The organism is Agromyces sp. H17E-10, assembly GCF_022919715.1.
In the GTDB taxonomy this organism is placed as follows: Bacteria; Actinomycetota; Actinomycetes; order Actinomycetales; family Microbacteriaceae; genus Agromyces.
Genome location: NZ_CP095042.1, coordinates 3,915,835 through 3,934,526 on the forward strand (window position 1 = coordinate 3,915,835; position 18,692 = coordinate 3,934,526).

The window sequence follows — 18,692 nt, forward strand, 5'->3', positions numbered from 1 at the left end:
GTCGAGAACCACGTCGGCGGATGCCCCGTGCAGCAGCGCTGCACGGGGCATCCGTCGTCTCGGGGCGGGTGGCCTCAGGCGAGGCCGGTGCCTCAGCCGAGGCCGCGCCGCGCGAGCAGGGCGTCGATGCGCGGCTCGCGGCCGAGCAGGGCGCGGATCGACTCGCCGGGGTCGCGGGAGCCGCCGGGCGCGAGGATCTCGGCGCGGTAACGGGCGCCGTTCTCGGCCGTCGCACCGCCGCGCTCCTCGAACCACGCCATGATGTCGGCACCGGGCACCTCGCTCCACACGTACGAGTAGTAGCCGGCGTCGTACCCGCCGGCGAAGACATGGGCGAAGTATCCGCTCGAGTAGCGCGGCGGCACGAGCGGGTCGGCGAGGCCGACCGCGTCGAGCGCCTCGTGCTCGAAGCGGGCGACGTCCTCGGGCGACAGTGCGGCCGCCGCCACGGCGTCGAGGCGATGCCAGGCCTGGTCGAGCACGGCCGCCGCGAGGTACTCGGTGGTCGCGAAGCCCTCGCCGAACGTCCTCGAGGCGAGCAGGCGCTCGACGTACTCGTGCGGCAGCGGCTCGCCCGTCTCGTGGTGCACGGCGTAGTGCTCGAGGATCTCGGGGCGAAGCATCCAGAGCTCGTTCACCTGGCTCGGCAGCTCGACGAAGTCGCGGAAGACGTTCGTGCCCGCGAAGCTCGGGAACCGCACCCGCGCGAGCAGGCCGTGCAACGCGTGACCGAACTCGTGGAACAGCGTCTCGGCCTCGTCGAAGGTCAGCAGCGTCGCGTCGCCGGCAGCCGGCTTCGGCACGTTGAGGTGGTTGACGACGACGGGCAGGTCGCCCGTGAGGTCGGACTGGTCGACGAGCGAGCTCATCCACGCGCCGCCGCGCTTCGACGGGCGGGCGTAGAGATCGAGCAGGTAGAGCCCGACGGGGGAGCCGTCTGCTTCGCGGACCTCGAAGATGCGCGCGTCGGGGTGGTGGCCGACGAGGTCGGCGCGCTCCGCGAACCGGAGCCCGTAGAGCAGCGTCGCAGCGTGGAAGACGCCGTTGTGGAGCACACGATCGGCTTCGAGATAGGGACGCATCGCCGACAGGTCGACCTCGTGGCGCTCGGTTCGTTCGCGCTCGGCCAGGTGCATCCAGTCGGATGCCTCGAGTTCGCGCCCGCCTGCGCGCGAGGCCCGCTCGGCGAGGGCGGCCGCCTCGCGGCGCGCGTTCGCCACCGCGGGCGGCACGAGCCGGAGGAGCAGTTCGGCGACGGCTTCGGGGGAGCCCGCGGTCTCGTCGGCGGTCACGGCCGTCGCATGGTCGGCGAAGCCGAGCAGGCGTGCTCGTTCGGCGCGTGCTGCGACGAGCTGCACGAGCGTCGCGCGCGTGTCGTGACGCCCGCCCGAGATGCCGCGACCGAGCGACGCGGCGAGCAGCCGGTCGCGGGCGGACGGCGAGGCGAGCTCGGCGAGGGCGGGCTGCTGCGTCGGCAGCACGAGCGGGATGAGCCAGCCGTCGACTCCCCGTGCCTCGGCCGCGGCGCGCGCGGCTGCCCGGCGACGCTCGTCGAGCCCGTCGAGGTCGTGCTCGTCGGTCAGGTGCAGCGCACGATCGTTCGAGTCGGCGAGGAGCGCCTGCTGGAATGCGGTCGTGAGCCGTGCGATGCGCCCGCCCAGCGACTCGAGCTCGGCGCGGCCCGCGTCGTCGAGGCCCGCGCCCGCGAGCACGGCGGTGCGGTGCCGACGCCGGAGCAGATAGGCAGCGTCGGGTTCGAGTGCGAGGTCGCCCGAGTCGAGCCGGGCGACGAGTTCGTCGAGGCGGGCGAACAGCCGTGGCTCGAGCAGCAGCGCGTCGCGGTGCGCGGCGAGGCGCGGCGCGAACTCGGCCTCGATCGCGTCGATCGCCTCGTCGGCGTCGCCCGAGCTGTGGTTCTCGAAGACGGGCAGCACCCGCCGCAGCGTCGCACCCGAGCGCTCGAGCGCCAGGACCGAGTTCTCGAACGTCGCAGGCCCGGTCTCTCCGGCGATGCGGTCGAGCTCTGCGCGTTGCTCGCCCATGCCGGCCTCGATCGCCTCGCGGTAGTCGTCGGGCGTGATGAGGGCGAACAACGGCAGCCGGTACGGCAGCGGACTCGGCTCGAGCAGGGGATTGCGGCGTGGCTCGGTCATCCGTCCACCCTATGGGCGGGGTGGGGCGCGACACGGTCGCCGTGGACGTTCGAATTGCGACCCGGCGCGCCGCAGTGACTTGCGCGGCCGCCCGCGGCGGGCATGATCGAACCATGACCGTCTCGATCAGCACTGTGCTCGCCCCCTTCGGACCCGCCACCGCGCTCGAACTCACCGACGCGCAGGTCGACGAGCTCGGCGGCGGCCGGCGCGCCGCAGTCGTCGTCGGCATCGGCGGACGAACCGCCCGGTTGCGGCTCGCGGTGATGGACGGGCGCAACGTCATCGGCATCTCCAAGGCGGCTCGCGCCGAGCTCGGCGTCGAGATCGGCGACGCGGTCGAGGCCACCGTCGCACTCGATACGGCCGAGCGCGCGGTCGAGGTGCCCGACGATCTCGCGGCCGCGCTCGACGCCGAGCCGGCGCTGCGACGCTCGTTCGACGCGCTGTCGTACACGCGACGCAAGGAGCTCGCACGCGGCGTCGCCGAGGCCAAGCGGCCCGAGACGCGCGCGCGTCGTATCGAGGCCGCCGTCGAGTCGCTGCGCGCGTAGGCTCGGGTCATGGAGAGCGAAACGGCGCCCGCACGGGACGCGTACACCCACGGCCACCACGCGAGCGTCCTGCGCATCCACGCGTGGCGCACCGTCGAGAACTCGGCCGCCTATCTCGCGCCCCGTCTCGAGGCCGGCGTCGACGTGCTCGACGTCGGCAGCGGTCCGGGCACGATCACCCTCGACCTCGCGCGCCGGGTACGGCCGGGGCACGTGGTCGGCATCGACGCGTCGGCCGAAGTGGTCTCGCAGGCGGCCGGGCTCGCCGCGAGCGAGGGCGTCGGCAACGTCGAGTTCCGCACCGGCGACGCCTACGCACTCGAGTTCGACGACGGGGCGTTCGACGTCGTTCACGCGCACCAGGTGCTCCAGCACCTGGCGCGGCCCGTCGACGCGCTCCGCGAGTTCCGACGCGTGCTGAAGCCCGGAGGGCTGCTCGCCGTGCGCGACGTCGACTACGGCGGCGTCATCTGGAGTCCGGCGTCGGCCGGGCTCGACCGCTGGCTCGCGCTCTACCACGACGTGCACGACTGGAACGGCGGCGACGCGCATGCCGGTCGCCACCTCAAGCGCTGGGTGCGTGAGGCCGGCTTCGCCGACGTCACCGCCTCGGGGTCGGTGTGGGTGTTCGCGAGCGACCTCGAGCGCGAATGGTGGGGCGGCTCGTGGGCCGAGCGGGCGACCGAGTCGAGCTTCGCCGGGCACGCGATCGAGTCGGGGCACTCCAACCCCGACGAACTGCGCCGCATCGCGCAGGCGTGGCGCGACTGGGCGGCCGACGGCGACGGCTGGCTGCTCATGCCGCACGGCGAGGTGCTCGCCCGGGCGTAGCCGGCGGCGCGCTGTCCGGGCGGCCGCTCGTCGTGGCGGCGGCGCCTACCAGTCCTCGTCGGAGTCGAGCGCGTCGGCGATGACCTCGCGCACGACCGTTCCGTCGTCGAGCTCGGCGATGGGCCGTCCCTCGAGCCACGTCAGCGTCCAATGGCGGCCGGCCGGGTCTCCCTCGAACGCGGCCTCGGCCGCGGCGATGCGCGGCCGCAGGTCGCCCGGCACCGAGACCGGCGGCTCGGTGCCGAACGCCCAGCGCGTACCGAGGCGCATCAGGCCCTCATCTCGTAGGTCACCCAGCGGGTGCGCTCGGCGAGCCGGTCGTAGAGCTGCTGTGCAGTCTCGTTGTCGTCGGCGGTGATCCACGCGACGCCGCCGTGACCGACCTCGGCCGCGCGGGCGTGCACGAACTCGATGAGCGCCCGCCCCGTGCCCGTGCCGCGCTGCGAGTCGACGACGTACAGGTCGTCGAGGTACATGCCGTACGTCGCGCTCAGCGTCTCGGGAACCTGGCGGAAGTGGGCGAGCCCGACCGGTGTGCCCTCCTCGTCGACCGCGAGCGCCGCCTGCAGCGGGTTGTGCTCGTCGCGCAGCCAGTTCCAGACGATGAGCGCCTTCTGGTCGTCGAGCTCGGTCTCGTAGAACGTGCAGTACGCCTCGAAGAGCGGCAGCCAGCCGAAGAAGTCGTCGTCCCCGGCCATCCGGATCTCGTTGGTCATGGTTCCCCCTATTCGGACGCCGCCTCGAAGACGACGTCGCGGACTTCGAACTCCTCGGCCTCGGTGAAGGCGAGTTCTGCGATGCGGCCGACGGCGCGCAGGTCGGATGCCACGTGCTCGAGCAGCTCGACCGTCGCAGCCGGCGCGGCGATCGTCGCGTGCGCGACGGGCGTCTTCTGCGAGGCCTTGGCGTCGGTCTTGGCGCGACGGATGCCCGTGAGCGCGAGACTCGCGAGCTCGAGCAGCTCGCCGCTCGCCTCGCCGCGGGCCGCGAGCTCGTCGACCGTGGGCCACGCCGCCACGTGCACCGAGCCGTCGTGCGACCAGCGCCAGGCCTCTTCGGTCGCGAACGGGATCACGGGTGCGAACAGGCGGAGCAGCACGCCGAGGGCGGTCTTCAGCGCCGCGACCGCCGAGGCCTGCTCGGGGCTCGCCTCGCCGTACGCGCGCTCCTTGACGAGTTCGAGGTAGTCGTCGCAGAACGTCCAGAAGAACGTCTCGGCGACCTCGAGCGCGCGGGCGTGGTCGTACGACTCGAGCGCACGGGTGGCGCGGTCGACGACCGTGGCGAGTTCGGCCAACATGCTGCGGTCGACCGGCATCGTGACGGCGGCATCGGCCGCACCCTCGAACCCGAGGATGAACTTGGCGGCGTTCAGCACCTTGATCGCGAGGCGGCGGCCGATCTTGACCTGCGTCGGGTTCTGCGGATCGAACGCGGCGTCGGTGCCGAGGCGGCTGGACGCTGCCCAGTAGCGGACCGCGTCGGTGCCGTGCTGCTCGAGCAGGCCCGCCGGCGTCACGACGTTGCCCTTCGACTTCGACATCTTCTTGCGGTCGGGGTCGACGATGAAGCCCGAGATGGCGGCGTTCGACCACGGCGCGACCCTGTGCTCGAGCTCGGCGCGAAGGGTCGTCGAGAAGAGCCAGGTACGGATGATGTCCTGACCCTGCGGGCGCAGCGAGTACGGGAACACGAGACCCCAGAGCTCGGGGTCGCGCTCCCAGCCGCCCGCGAGCTGCGGCGTGAGCGACGAGGTCGCCCAGGTGTCCATGACGTCGTGCTCGCCGACGAAGCCACCCGGCGCTCCGCGCTGGGCCTCGTCGTAGCCGGGCGCCGGTGCCGACGACGGGTCGACCGGCAGCATCTCCTGCGTCGCGATGATCGGCTCGTCGAACACCGGGTCGCCCTGTGCGTCGAGCGGGTACCACACCGGGATCGGCACGCCGAAGAAGCGCTGGCGCGAGATGAGCCAGTCGCCCGACAGTCCGCCGACCCAGTTCTCGTAGCGCACCCGCATGAAGTCGGGGTGCCAGTCGATCTCGCGCCCGTGCTCGAGCAGGCGTTCGCGCAGCGCCTCGTCGCGGGCGCCGTTCTTGATGTACCACTGGCGGGTCGACACGATCTCGAGCGGCTTGTCGCCCTTCTCGAAGAACTTCACCGGGTGGGTGATGGCCTTGGGGTCGGCGAGCAGGTCGCCCGAGTCGCGCAGCTGCTGCACGATGGTCTGCTTGGCGCTGAACGTCGTCTTGCCGGCGAGCTCGGCGTAGGCGGCACGGCCGGCGTCGGAGGTGATGGCCTCGGGCGTCTCGGCGATGACCCGGCCGTCGAAGCCGATGATCGCGCGGTTCGGCAGGTCGAGCTCGCGCCACCAGACGACGTCGGTCACGTCGCCGAAGGTGCAGATCATGGCGATGCCGGTGCCCTTGTCCTTCTGGGCGAGGTGGTGCGCGACAACCGGCACCTCGACGCCGAACACGGGCGTCGTGACGGTCGTCCCGAACAGCGGCTGGTAGCGCTCGTCGTCGGGGTGGGCCACGAGCGCGACGCACGCGGGGATCAGCTCGGGGCGGCTCGTCTCGATCTCGACGATGCCGCCGTCGGGGCGGTGGAACGACACCCGGTGGTAGTGGCCCGGCTGCTCGCGGTCCTCGAGCTCGGCCTGGGCGACGGCCGTGCGGAAGGTCACGTCCCACAGGGTCGGTGCGAGGGCCTGGTACGCCTCGCCGCGCTCGACGTTGCGGATGAACGCGAGCTGGGAGGTGCGCAGCGCTTCGTCGGCGATCGTGCGGTACGACTGGGTCCAGTCGACGGAGAGGCCGAGCTGGCGGAACAGCGACTCGAACTGCTGCTCGTCCTCGACCGTGAGGCGCTCGCAGAGCTCGATGAAGTTGCGGCGCGAGATCGGCAGCTGGTCGGCCGCCTTCGTGCTCTTGTTGTCGCCGCCCTCGAACGGCGGGGTGAAGTCGGGGTCGTAGGGCAGCGACGGGTCGCAGCGCACGCCGTAGTAGTTCTGCACCCGGCGCTCGGTCGGGAGCCCGTTGTCGTCCCAGCCCATCGGGTAGAAGACGTGCTTGCCGCGCATGCGCTGGAAGCGCGCCACGAGGTCGGTGTGGGTGAACGAGAAGACGTGGCCGATGTGCAGCGAACCCGACGCCGTCGGGGGCGGCGTGTCGATCGAGTACACGCCCTCGCGGGTGGCTTCGGTGCGGTCGAACCGGTAGGTGCCGTCGTGTTCCCAGACGCCGCCCCACTTGTTCTCGAGGCCCTCGAGCGCGGGCTTGTCGGGGATGCGGGAGGTGTCGGTCATGATGCTCCGGTTCGATATCTGCGGCACCGAGTCCGTGATGAGGTGCCTGAATGTGACGCTCAAGCCTAGCGGAGCGCGGCGGGGAACACCCGGTGAGCGCGGAAAGCGGCGCGCCGTGCGACGAGGCGCGGCGGCGGACCGGGCCACCGGCGTCGCGTCGCGCTCAGTGCACGAGTCGCGGGGCGTCGGCCAGCAGGCGCGCGGTGTACGGGTGTTCGGGTGCGCCGAGAACACGGTCGGCGGGGCCCTGCTCGACGACGACGCCCGCGCGCATCACGGCGACCCGGTCGGCCATGTGGCCCACGACGCCGAGGTCGTGCGAGATGAAGAGCATCGCAAGGCCCCGCTCGCGCTGCAGCTCGTCGAGCAGGTCGAGGATCTGCGCCTGGATCGTCACGTCGAGCGCCGAGACCGGTTCGTCGCACACGAGCAGGTCGGGGCGTGCGGCGATCGCCCTCGCGATCGCGACGCGCTGCCGCTGGCCGCCCGAGAGCGTCAGCGGTTCGCGGTGGGCGACCGTCGAGGCCAGGCCCACGAGATCGAGCAGCTCGGCGACGCGCCGGGCACGGCCGAGTCCGCCCGGTCGGTCCTTCGGCGATGCGGATGCCTCGTCGGCCGACACGTCCGCGCCGACGCCGGCACCGGCGTCGGCGAGGATCCGGCCGACCGTCCAACGGGGATCGAACGAGCTCAGCGCGTCCTGGTAGATCGCACCGATCCGGCGGCGTCCGGGGCGCCGCACGCGCTCGTCGAGCGCGGACCACGGCGCGCCGTCGAACGTGATCGTCCCCGCGTCGGGGGCGGTGAGCGCGAGCACGAGCCGTGCGAGCGTCGACTTGCCCGACCCCGACTCGCCGACGAGACCGAGGGTCTCTCCGCGCGAGACGTGCAGCGAGACGTCGTCGACGGCGGCGAACCGACGTCGGCCGGGGGCGGTGAACGTCTTGCTCGCGTGCTCGACGATGAGGAGCGGGTGCGGATCCGTCGCGGACCGGGCGCGGTCGGTCGAGGCCGGGTCGACGTCCTGCGCGGCCGGTGCGCGGTCGGCGAGCGCGCCGAGCACATGCGGTGCGATGCGTGCGCGCTCGGGCGGACTCTCGCGATCGTGCGGCCGGCTGAGCGCGACGCCCCGCGGCACGTCGGCCGGCACCGCGGCGATCAGTGCGCGCGTGTAGGGATCGCGCGGGGCCCCGAGCACGTCGGCCGTGGCCCCCGTCTCGAGCACCCGCCCGTCGCGCATCACGAGCACGCGATCGGCCAGCCGCGAGACGACGGCGAGGTCGTGGCTGATGAGCAGGAGCGCGGTGCCCCGGTCGCGGATCGCGGCCAGCTGGTCGAGCACTCTCGCCTGCACGGTCGCGTCGAGCGCCGTCGTGGGCTCGTCGGCGATGAGCAGCGGCGGTTCGAGCGCGAGGGCGGCGGCGATGAGCGCCCGCTGGCGCAGGCCGCCCGAGAGCTCGCCCGATCGTTGCCGTGCGGCTGACGCGGGGTCGGGCATGCCGACCTCGTCGAGGAGTTCGAGCACGCGCGCGCGCCGCTCGGCACGCGGCATCCGGTCGTGGATGCGCAGCGCGTCGCCGACCTCGCGACCGACCGGGCGGAGCGGATCGAGTGCGACGAGCGCGTCCTGCAGCACGAGGCCGACGGTGCGGCCGCGCACCGCACGCCACTCGCGCTCGGTGGCGGTGCGGAGGTCGCGCCCGGTGATCCGGAGCGTGGCTGCTTCGACGCGCGCGCCGTCGCCGGCCAGGCCGAGCAGGCTTCGCGCCGTGACCGACTTGCCCGATCCCGACTCGCCGACGAGGGCGACGCATTCGCCCGGGCCGAGTTCGAAGCCGACGCCGTCGACGACCCTCGTCGGGCCGAAGTCGACCGAGAGCCCGTCGACCTCCAGCACCGGCGGCCGCTGCGCCGAGGTCGTGGAGCCGCTCATGAGGCCCGCCGTTCGCGCCGGGCCAGCGCACGCCCGAGCACGGTCGTCGCGATGGTCGTGCCGACGATCATGAGTCCGGGGAACACGGTCATCCACCAGGCCGTCGACAGGTACGTGCGACCCGCGGACAGCATCGCCCCCCACTCGGCCGCGGGCGGCTCGGCGCCGAGGCCGAGGTAGCTGAGCGCAGCGGCCCAGACGATCGCCTGACCGATGCCGAGGGTCGCCAGCACGACGAGCGGGAGCAGCGCGTTCGGCAGGATGTTCGCACCGAGGATGCGAGCACGGGAGCGGCCGAGCACGGTCGCGGCCTCGACGAACGGCGCCGAGCGGATGGCGATGAGCTGACCGCGGATGATGCGGGCGTAACCCGGGGCGGTGGAGAGGCCCACGGCGATCGTCGCGGTCACCGGGCCGGGGCCGGCGACGACGATGACGAGCAGGGCGAGCAGGAGCCCGGGGAACGCGAAGAGCACCTCCACGAGCCGCCCGACGCCGAAGTCGACCGCTCGCCCGCCGAAGCTCGCGGCGACGCCGAGCACGAGCCCGAGCGCGAGGCCGATCGCGGTCGCCGTCACGCCGATCGCGAGCGAGGTCGCAGTGCCCGCGACGACACGGCTGTAGATGTCGCGCCCCGACTCGTCGGTGCCGAACCAGTGCGCGCCCGACGGCGGCTGGAAGGCATCGGCCGGCGCGATCGCGTTCGGGTCGTACGTCTCGAGCAGCCACGGGAAGCACGTCGCGACCAGCAGGAAGGCGACGAACATGATCGCGAGCACCGTGCCGACTCGCGGCCGCCCCGTCCGTGGCGTGTCGGCGACAGCCGCGTCGACCGTCGCCTGCTGGAGTTCGAGGTCGCTCATCGGCTCGCCTCCACGGCCAGGCGCGGGTCGGCGACGCGCATCGCGAGGTCGGTCACGACCGTCATGACGACGTAGACGAACGCGACGAGCAGCACGACGCCGGTGACGACGGGGATGTCGCGGAGCGTGACCGCCTGCAGGAGCGTGCGGCCGAGCCCGGGCATCGCGAAGATCGTCTCCACGACGACGGCGCCCGAGAGCAGCCAACCGAGCGCCCAGCCCGAGAGACTGATGCCGGGCAGCGCGGCGTGCCGCAGCGTGTGCCGGAGTCGCACGCCCAGCGCACTCTCGCCGCGAGCCCGTGCCGACATCACGAACGGCTGCCGCATCGCCTCGAGGAGGCTCTCGCGCATCACCTGCGCGAGGAAGCCGGCGAGTGGGACCGCGAGCGTGACGACGGGCAGCACGAAACCCGCGGGCGTTCCCGTGGAGACCGGCGGCAGCCAGCCGAGGCCCGAGCTGAACACGGCGATGAGCACCGCCGCGAGGAAGAAGTGCGGCAACGCCGCGGCGACGAGCTCGATGCCCTGGCCGAGCGCCGCGGCGATGCGACCCCGGCCCGTCGACCAGATGGCGAGGGCGAGCGCGAGCACCCACGCGAGCGCGAGCGAGCACACGGCGAGCAGGAGGGTGCCGCCGATCTGCGCGCCGAGCAGCTCGGCGACGGGCACCTTCAGCGCGTACGAACTACCGAGGTCGCCCGTGAGGAGTCGCCCGAGCATCGCGAGGTACTGCACGAGCAGGGGCTGATCGAGTCCGTAGTCGCGCCGCACCTGGTCGAGCGCCTCCTGGGAGGCCTGGGAGCCCGGCCCGCCGAGGATCGCCTGTGCCGGGTCGCCCGGGATCAGCCGGATCGCGAAGAACGTGAGCGTCGCGACCGCCCACATGACGAAGATCGCGCCGCCGAGCAGCAGCGCGACATGACGCACCGGCCGGCCCCCGCTGCGGGGGACCGGCCGGTCGATCGGCGACGGGGATGCTCCGCCGTCGACCGGCACCGGGTCAGTCGGCGATCCAGGCGTCATAGAAGGTCGGCGTCGACACCGTCGGCAGGGCGCGGGCGCCGTGCACCGACTTCGCCACGAGGAAGCTGTTCTGCTGGTCGTAGAGCGGCAGCAGGTAGTGCCCGCCGAGAATGAGTCGCTGCGCCTGCTCGGAGAGGTCGGCGCGTTCGTCGGCGTCGCTCGTCGACGCGGCATCCGTCAGCAGCCGGTCGATCTCGGGGTCGTCGACCTGCGCGAGGTTCGCGAAGTAGCCGCTCGGCGCAGGCGTGATGCTGTCGGAGTGGTACAGGATGCGCAGCACGTCGGGGCCGACCTTCGTGTACGGCGCGCTGACGATCTCGTACTCGTGCGCGAACAGGGCGCCATACCAGCTCGACAGGTCGAGCAGCGAGATCTGCACGTCGAAGCCGGCCTCCTTCGCGGTGGCCTGCACCTGCTCGAAGAGCGACTGCTCGGCGGGCACCGACTGGTTCGTGCTCACGGGGAACCGCAGCACCAAGCGCTTGCCGTTCTTCATGCGGGTGCCGTCGGCGTCGCGCTCGGTCCAGCCGGCCTCGTCGAGGAGGGCGTTCGCCCGGTCGAGGTCGGTCTCGAAGAGCGACGGGTCGGAGTAGGCGAGCGCCTCGACCGACGAGAGCGCCGAGTACGAGCGCTCGGCGGTGCCGAAGTAGAGGGAGTCGATGCCGTCGTTCACGTCGACCGCGGCGATGAACGCCTCGCGCACGCGCTCGTCGTCGAACGGCGCCTGGCCCGAGTTCAGCTCGATGCGGTTCGAGGCTCCGGGGCGCGGGGCATCGATCCACGTGGGGTCGCCGGACTTCTCGGCTGCGGCGGCCGTGTCGGGCTGGGGGTTGTCGATGACGTCGACCTGCCCGCCCTGCAGCGCGGCGTAGCGCGAGGCCGCGTCGGGGATGAAGCGCCAGTCGATCGCCTCGAGATACGCCGGCCCCTCGTGTGCGGCGTCGGCGGGCGGCGAGACGTAGTCGTCGTTGCGCACGAGCGAGACGCGCTCCTGCTTCACCCAGTCATCGACGACGAACGGCCCGGTGCCGATCGGTGCCTGGCAGTTCTCCTCCATGCCACGGGCGATCCCCGCGGGCGACTCGATCGCGAGCCACGGCTGCGAGAGCGACTCGAGCAGAGCACTGTCGGGCGCCGTCAGCACGAAGCGTGCGACCTCGGGCGAGACGACCTCGACGTGGTCGACCTTGCCGAGCGCGAGGTAGCCCGTCGACGACTCGGTCGCGGGGTCCTTGAGGTGCTCGACGTTCGCCTTGACGGCCTCGGCGTCGAACGGCGTGCCGTCGGTGAACGCGACGTCGTCGCGCAGCGTGAAGTCCCAGCTCAGGCCGTCGTCGGCTGCCGTCCACGACTCGGCGAGCCACGGGATGATCTCGCCCGACTCGTCGCGCGAGACGAGCGACTCCAGGAACTGGGTCGCGAGCAGCGCCTGCGGGTAGTTGCCGCCGACGTGCGGGTCGAGGCAGGTCGGCTCGGCGTCGCCGGACGCGTACCGCAGCGTGCCGCCCGAGACCGGCTCGTCGGAGGCGGCGGGTTCGGCGGCCTGGCAGCCGGCGAGGGCGACCGTACCGGCGAGCGCCACGACGGCGAGCCCGAGCGGGCGGTGGATGGTGCGGAGTGCAGCGTGCATCGAGTCCTCGAAGGGGAGAAGGGATCTGAGCGGGACGACGCCGGCCCGGAGTCATCCTGACACCGCGATCGGGTCCGGACAAGCGAGTTGTTCGCATTCAAGTAGAACAATTAGGATGCGAGGGTGCTCATCCGACTCGATCCTGCCTCGCCGACCCTGCTGGCCGACCAGCTCGCCTCGGCGCTTCGGAGCTCGATCATCGACGGTCGACTGACGGGTGGCGAGCGGCTCCCGTCGGCGCGACAGCTCGGGAGCGAGCTCGGCGTCAACGTGCACACCGTCCTCCGCGCCTACCACCGGCTGCGCGACGAGCAGCTCATCGAGGTGCACCGCGGGCGGGGCGCCGTCGTCGCCGTGCGCATCGGCGGCCACGCCGCGCTCGCCGGCGCCGTGCACGACCTCGTCGACGAGGCGCGCGAGCACGGGCTGCCCGAGGCGGCCCTCCTCGAACTCGTGCGCGCCGCGTACCGCTCGGCCCCGCAGATCGGGGTCGTCCGGCCGCTGCGTCCCGCGGGGCCGCCGTCGACACGGTATTCTTGACGGCAACGACGTCGATCCGGCCATCACCGGGGAGTCTTCGGAAGAACGCGGGCCCGGCCCGCAAGTAGAACCGAACGGGCGGCCCGTCACAGCCGGCAATGAGGGGTGAAGCGGTTCCGAGCCAGTCGACGGACCGATTCGCAAACGAGGTGGTACCGCGGTGGCGGCTCGATCGAGCGGCCGGCGTCCTCGTGAGAGCATCCGTCCCACAAGGAGCGAGCGTGTACCCCCGCACCCCAGACGACCACGGTGTCGCCCCCTCACCAGACTTCCCCGCCGTCGAACGCGAGGTGCTCGCGTTCTGGAAGGCCGACGGCACCTTCCAGGCCTCGATCGACCAGCGCGAGGGCGCTCCCGAGTGGGTCTTCTACGACGGCCCGCCGTTCGCCAACGGCCTGCCGCACTACGGCCACCTCCTGACCGGCTACGCGAAGGACCTGTTCCCGCGGTTCCAGACGATGCGCGGGCACCAGGTGCACCGTCGCTTCGGCTGGGACACGCACGGCCTGCCCGCCGAGCTCGAGGCCGAGCGCCAGCTCGGCATCACCGACAAGAGCGAGATCGAGGAGATGGGCATCGCCGCGTTCAACCGCGCCGCCCGCGAATCGGTGCTGCGGTACACGAAGGAGTGGGAGGACTACGTCACCCGCCAGGCCCGCTGGGTCGACTTCGAGAACGACTACAAGACGCTCGACGTCACGTTCATGGAGAGCGTGATCTGGGCGTTCAAGACCCTCTACGACAAGGGCCTGGCCTACGAGGGCCACCGCGTGCTGCCGTACTGCTGGCGCGACCAGACCCCGCTGTCGAACCACGAGCTGCGCATGGACGACGACGTCTACAAGATGCGACAGGACCAGACCGTCACGGTGACGTTCCCGCTCACGGGTCCGAAGGCCGAGTCGCTCGGCCTCACCGCGGTGCGGGCGCTCGCCTGGACGACGACGCCGTGGACGCTGCCCACGAACTTCGCCCTCGCGGTCGGCCCCGACATCGAGTACGCGGTGGTGCCCGCCGGCCCTGCGGGCACGCCCGACGCGACGGTCCTCCGCGAACTGGCCGACGGCGGCGAGGCGCCCGAGGTGCTCGGAGCCGAATACCTGCTCGCGGTCGACCTCGTCGGCGGCTACGCGAAGGAGCTCGGCTACGAGTCGGCCGACGAGGCGCGCGCGGCCGTGTCGCGCACCGTGCGCGGCGCCGAGCTCGAGGGGGTCACCTACGACCGTCTCTTCGACTACTACGCCGACGTCGAGACGTACGGGTTGCAGAACGCCTGGCGCATCCTCGTGGCCGACTACGTCACGACCGAGGACGGCACCGGGATCGTGCACCAGGCTCCCGCCTACGGCGAGGAGGACCAGAAGATCGGCGAAGCCGCCGGCATCCCCGTCATCATCTCCCTCGATGAGGGCGGCAAGTTCCTGCCCGCCGTGACCGACGTCGCCGGCCTCCTCTGGAGCGATGCGAACAAGCCGCTCACCCAGCTGCTGAAGGCCGAGGGTCGGCTCCTCCGACAGGCGAGCTACGAGCACTCGTACCCGCACTGCTGGCGCTGCCGCAACCCGCTCATCTACAAGGCCGTCTCGAGCTGGTTCATCAAGGTGCCCGAGTTCAAGGGCCGCATGGGCGAGCTCAACCAGGACATCAACTGGGTGCCCGAGAATGTGAAGGACGGCCAGTTCGGCAAGTGGGTCGCCGGCGCCCGCGACTGGTCGATCAGCCGCAACCGCTACTGGGGGTCGCCGATCCCGGTGTGGAAGAGCGACGACCCCGAGTACCCGCGCATCGACGTGTACGGATCGCTGGAGGAGCTCGAGCGCGACTTCGGCCGCATGCCGCTCGGCCCCGACGGCAAGCCCGACCTGCACCGTCCGTACATCGACGAGCTCACCCGGCCGAACCCCGACGACCCCACCGGACGGTCGACGATGCGCCGCATCACCGACATCTTCGACGTGTGGTTCGACTCGGGCTCGATGCCGTTCGCCCAGGTGCACTACCCGTTCGAGAACCGCGAGTGGTTCGACACGCACAACCCCGCCGACTTCATCGTCGAGTACATCGGGCAGACGCGCGGCTGGTTCTACGTCATGCACGTGCTCTCGACCGCGCTCTTCGACCGCCGTGCCTTCTCGAACGTCGTGAGCCACGGCATCGTGCTCGGCAGCGACGGGCAGAAGATGTCGAAGTCGCTGCGCAACTACCCCGACGTCTCCGAGGTGTTCGACCGCGACGGCTCCGACGCGATGCGCTGGTTCCTGATGTCGAGCTCGGTGCTGCGCGGCGGCAACCTCGTCGTCACCGAGGAGGGGATCCGCGAGGGCGTGCGCCAGCTCATGCTGCCGCTCTGGAGCACCTGGTACTTCTTCTCGCTGTACGCCAACACCGCGAAGGAGGGCGGGTACGAGGCATCCCGGTCGACGGCCTCGACCGACGTGCTCGACCGCTACCTGCTCGCGAAGCTGCGCGACCTCGTCGAGGACGTCACCGCCGATCTCGACGACTTCGATTCGCCGCTCGCCGCGCAGAAGCTGCGCGACTTCGGCGACGTGCTCACCAACTGGTACGTGCGCCGCTCGCGCGACCGCTTCTGGCAGGGCGTGGGCGCCGACGGCTCCGGCCGTGAGGCGTTCGACACGCTGTACACGGTGCTCGAGACGCTGACGCGCCTCGCGGCGCCGCTGCTCCCGCTCGTGAGCGAGCAGGTGTGGCGCGGCCTCACCGGCGGGCGCAGCGTGCACCTGACCGACTGGCCCGAGGCGAGCGAGTTCCCGGCCGACCCCGCGCTCGTCGCGGCGATGGACGCGGTGCGCGAGATCAGCTCGACGGCGCTCTCGCTGCGCAAGCAGGCGGGTCGTCGCGTGCGGCTTCCGCTCGCGACGCTCACCGTCGTCAGCGGGGATGCCGCGGCGCTCACGCCGTTCGAGGCGATCCTGCGCGACGAGCTCAACGTCAAGGGCGTCGAGCTCGTGCAGCTCGACGAGCACAGCGCGGAGGCCTACGGGGTCACGAAGCGCCTCACCGTCAATGCCCGCGCGGCAGGTCCCCGCCTCGGCAAGCAGGTGCAGCAGGTGATCCAGGCCGCGCGTTCGGGCGACTGGTCGCTCGACGGTGAGACGGTGGTCGCGGGCGGCGTCGCGCTCGAGCCGGCGGAGTACGACCTCGTGCTCGAGGCGGGCTCGGGCGACGGCGAGCGAGCGCTCGGACTGCTCGGCGACGGCGGGTTCGTGATCCTCGACACGGCGACGACCCCCGAGCTCGAGGCCGAGGGGCTCGCGCGCGACGTCGTGCGCGCAGTGCAGGAGGCGCGCAAGTCGGCCGGGCTCGAAGTGGGCGACCGCATCGCGCTGACCCTCACCCTCGACTCCGCCGGTCGTGCGGCGGCCACGGTGCATCGCGAACTGATCGTCGGTGAGACCCTGGCAACCACGCTCGAACTCCGCGACCTCGACGGCGGCGATGCCGACGCGACGCAGGCGCTCGCCGGCGGTACCAAGGTGCACATCGGATTGGAGAAGGCGTGAACGACGACTTCGAACCCGAAGCCCGCGACGCGGCCGACGCCGTGTACGCGTCGCTCATCGCGCGTGTCGGCGAGGGCGCGCCGCGACCCCGTCTCGAACCGACCCGCCGGACCGTCGAACTGCTCGGCGACCCGCACCGGTCGGCACCCGTGATCCACATCACGGGCACGAACGGCAAGACGTCGACGAGTCGCATGATCGAGAGCCTGCTGCGCGCCTCGGGCCTGCGCACCGGCCTGCTCACGAGCCCGCACCTCGTGCGGTTCACCGAGCGCATCCGGATCGACGGTGAGTCGATCTCCGATGAGGCGGTCGCCCGCAACTGGGAGGAGATCCTCCCGTTCATCGCGATCGTCGACGCCGAGCTCGAGCAGGCGGGCGAACAGCCGCTCACCTACTTCGAGGCGCTGACCGTGCTCGCGTTCGCGTGCTTCGCGGATGCCCCGGTCGACGTCGTCGTGCTCGAGGTCGGCATGGGCGGCGAGTGGGACTCGACGAACGTGGCCGACGGCCAGGTCGCCGTGTTCACGCCCATCGCGCTCGACCACCAGGCTCGCCTCGGTTCCACGATCGAGGCGATCGCGCGAACGAAGTCGGGCATCATCAAGCCCGCCGCGGCCGTCGTGACCGCCCGGCAGTCCGACGAGGCGCTGCGCGTGCTCGAGGACGCGGCCGAGCTCACCGAGTCGACGCTCGCCGTCGAGGACGACGCCTTCGCCGTCACGTCCACGGCCGTCGCGGTCGGCGGGCAGCTCGTCACGATCCGCGGGCTCGCGGGGGAGTACCGAGACGTGCTGCTGCCCATGTTCGGTGCCCACCAGGCCGAGAACGCGGCCGTCGCCGTCGCCGCGGTCGAGGCCTTCATCGGCGGCGGAACCGTCCGGCTGGCCGACGAGGTCGTCGAGCGCGGCCTCGGCGAAGCCACGTCGCCCGGCCGCCTGCAGGTCATCGGCACCGAGCCGACGGTGCTCGTCGATGCGGCGCACAACCCGCACGGCGCGCGTTCGCTCGTGGCCGCGCTCGACGCGGTCTTCGACTTCGACGAGATCGCCGTCGTGTTCGGCGTCGTCGACGACAAGGACGCCGAGGGCATCGTCGGCGAACTCTCCGCGATCACCGGGCCGTTCCTCGTGACCGCGCCCGACTCGGAGCGTGCGCTCTCCGCCGACGTGCTCGCGCCGATCGTGGCCGCCCGTGCCGGAGACCGCGTGACCGTGGCCGAGCGCCTCGACGACGCGCTCGAGCAGGCGCGCGACTGGGCCGGCGCCGGGCCGAAGCGAGCGGTGCTCGTCACCGGTTCGATCGTGCTCGTCGGCGAGGCGATGGCGTACGCGGACGATCACGAATGGGGGAGCGCATGAGCGACGACGTACAGCGTCCCGATGACGTGAACGGCACCGACGAAGCGCACGGCATCGATACTCCCGGCGATCCGGCATCCGATGCCGCCACCGCGCCCGCTCGGGCGCCGCGGTCGATCCGGCAGAGCCTCGCCGCGATCGTGCTCGCCTTCGAGACGATCGTGGTGTTCCTCGCGGCGCTCGTCATCTGGGGGCTCGCGCAGGGCGACGCCGCCCTGGGCGTCGAGTCGGCGCTTCCGTCGTGGGCGGCGCTCGCCGCCGGCGGCGTCATCATCCTCGGCCTGATCGCGACGATCGGACTGCTGCGCTACCGCTGGGCCTACACGCTCGGCTGGGTGCTGCAGGTGCTCATCGTCGTCTCGGGCTTCATCAACCCGGCGATGTTCGTCGTCGGGGCGCTCTTCGGCGGCATGTGGTGGTACTGCATGGTGGCCGGGAGCCGGATCGACCGAGAGCGCGCGGCATTCGCCGCGCCGGGAAAGGACCAGCAATGACCACTGCGATCGAAGAGACCCTCGTCCTCGTGAAGCCCGACGGGGTCGCCCGCAACCTGACCGGTGAGATCCTTCGCCGCATCGAGGCCAAGGGCTACTCGCTCGTCGACATCCGCCTCGTGCAGGCCGACCGTGGGCTGCTCGCGAAGCACTACGCCGAGCACGAGGGCAAGCCCTTCTACGAGCCGCTCGTCGAGTTCATGGAGTCGGGCCCCGTCGTCGCGATCCGCGTGGCCGGCAACCGCGTGATCGAGGGATTCCGGGTGCTCGCCGGCACGACCGACCCGACGACCGCCGCGCCGGGCACGATCCGCGGCGACTTCGGTCGCGACTGGGGCCTGAAGGTGCAGCAGAACCTCGTGCACGGCTCCGACTCGCCCGAGTCGGCCGAGCGCGAGCTCGCTCTCTGGTTCGCCTGACGCGGCCACCGGTGGTCGAGTAGCGACGAAGGAGCGTATCGAGACCCTCCTGCGGATC

The 18,692-nt window shown here is 71.9% G+C and carries 15 protein-coding genes; 7 read left to right on the plus strand and 8 right to left on the minus strand.

What is annotated here, in order from left to right; all coding sequences use genetic code 11:
- Positions 1-92: 92 nt before the first annotated feature.
- On the minus strand, positions 93-2,153 hold the full coding sequence (locus tag MUN74_RS17715; protein WP_244853926.1) for a M3 family metallopeptidase: 2,061 nt from the start codon (positions 2,151-2,153) through the stop codon (positions 93-95).
- 113 nt (positions 2,154-2,266) lie between these two features.
- Between MUN74_RS17715 and MUN74_RS17720 the strand changes: the two genes are divergently transcribed.
- Both MUN74_RS17720 and MUN74_RS17725 read left to right on the plus strand, forming a co-directional pair.
- Positions 2,267-2,707 carry a YdeI/OmpD-associated family protein gene (locus tag MUN74_RS17720; protein WP_244853927.1) on the plus strand — a complete coding sequence of 147 codons (441 nt, stop codon included), beginning with the start codon at positions 2,267-2,269 and terminating at the stop codon, positions 2,705-2,707.
- A gap of 9 nt (positions 2,708-2,716) precedes the next feature.
- A complete protein-coding gene (locus tag MUN74_RS17725; RefSeq protein WP_244853928.1) occupies positions 2,717-3,538 on the plus strand; it encodes a methyltransferase domain-containing protein in 822 nt (273 codons plus the stop codon).
- A 45-nt stretch (positions 3,539-3,583) separates the two neighbouring features.
- Here the strand turns inward: MUN74_RS17725 and MUN74_RS17730 are convergent, their stop codons facing one another.
- The 7 genes from MUN74_RS17730 to MUN74_RS17760 all read right to left on the minus strand — a co-directional run bounded on the left by MUN74_RS17730 (position 3,584) and on the right by MUN74_RS17760 (position 12,296).
- Entirely contained in the window at positions 3,584-3,808 is a 225-nt protein-coding gene (locus MUN74_RS17730) for a hypothetical protein (protein WP_244853929.1), read from the minus strand.
- Positions 3,808-4,254: a GNAT family N-acetyltransferase gene (locus MUN74_RS17735; protein ID WP_244853930.1), complete on the minus strand. Its 447-nt coding sequence runs from the start codon at positions 4,252-4,254 to the stop codon at positions 3,808-3,810. Before MUN74_RS17735 ends, MUN74_RS17730 begins: the two co-directional genes overlap by 1 nt.
- 8 nt (positions 4,255-4,262) lie before the next feature.
- Positions 4,263-6,845, minus strand: a complete 2,583-nt coding sequence (valS, locus tag MUN74_RS17740; RefSeq protein ID WP_244853931.1) for a valine--tRNA ligase — start codon at positions 6,843-6,845, stop codon at positions 4,263-4,265.
- A 163-nt stretch (positions 6,846-7,008) separates the two neighbouring features.
- A complete protein-coding gene (locus MUN74_RS17745; RefSeq protein ID WP_244853932.1) occupies positions 7,009-8,778 on the minus strand; it encodes a dipeptide ABC transporter ATP-binding protein in 1,770 nt (589 codons plus the stop codon).
- On the minus strand, positions 8,775-9,641 hold the full coding sequence (locus MUN74_RS17750) for an ABC transporter permease (RefSeq protein ID WP_244853933.1): 867 nt from the start codon (positions 9,639-9,641) through the stop codon (positions 8,775-8,777). Before MUN74_RS17750 ends, MUN74_RS17745 begins: the two co-directional genes overlap by 4 nt.
- Positions 9,638-10,639, minus strand: a complete 1,002-nt coding sequence (locus tag MUN74_RS17755) for an ABC transporter permease (protein WP_370647315.1) — start codon at positions 10,637-10,639, stop codon at positions 9,638-9,640. The genes MUN74_RS17750 and MUN74_RS17755 overlap by 4 nt, the downstream gene beginning before the upstream one ends.
- A gap of 4 nt (positions 10,640-10,643) precedes the next feature.
- Positions 10,644-12,296, minus strand: a complete 1,653-nt coding sequence (locus MUN74_RS17760; RefSeq protein WP_244853934.1) for an ABC transporter substrate-binding protein — start codon at positions 12,294-12,296, stop codon at positions 10,644-10,646.
- Positions 12,297-12,419: 123 nt separating this feature from the next.
- Between MUN74_RS17760 and MUN74_RS17765 the strand changes: the two genes are divergently transcribed.
- The 5 genes from MUN74_RS17765 to ndk all read left to right on the plus strand — a co-directional run bounded on the left by MUN74_RS17765 (position 12,420) and on the right by ndk (position 18,634).
- The gene (locus tag MUN74_RS17765) at positions 12,420-12,836 is read left to right on the plus strand and encodes a GntR family transcriptional regulator (RefSeq protein ID WP_244853935.1); all 417 of its coding nucleotides are present in this window, start codon (positions 12,420-12,422) and stop codon (positions 12,834-12,836) included.
- 221 nt (positions 12,837-13,057) lie between these two features.
- Positions 13,058-16,360: an isoleucine--tRNA ligase gene (gene ileS, locus MUN74_RS17770; protein ID WP_244853936.1), complete on the plus strand. Its 3,303-nt coding sequence runs from the start codon at positions 13,058-13,060 to the stop codon at positions 16,358-16,360.
- On the plus strand, positions 16,357-17,721 hold the full coding sequence (locus MUN74_RS17775) for a bifunctional folylpolyglutamate synthase/dihydrofolate synthase (RefSeq protein WP_244853937.1): 1,365 nt from the start codon (positions 16,357-16,359) through the stop codon (positions 17,719-17,721). Before ileS ends, MUN74_RS17775 begins: the two co-directional genes overlap by 4 nt.
- Positions 17,718-18,215, plus strand: a complete 498-nt coding sequence (locus MUN74_RS17780; protein ID WP_244853938.1) for a DUF4233 domain-containing protein — start codon at positions 17,718-17,720, stop codon at positions 18,213-18,215. The genes MUN74_RS17775 and MUN74_RS17780 overlap by 4 nt, the downstream gene beginning before the upstream one ends.
- Entirely contained in the window at positions 18,212-18,634 is a 423-nt protein-coding gene (gene ndk, locus MUN74_RS17785) for a nucleoside-diphosphate kinase (protein ID WP_244853939.1), read from the plus strand. Before MUN74_RS17780 ends, ndk begins: the two co-directional genes overlap by 4 nt.
- Positions 18,635-18,692: the final 58 nt, after the last annotated feature.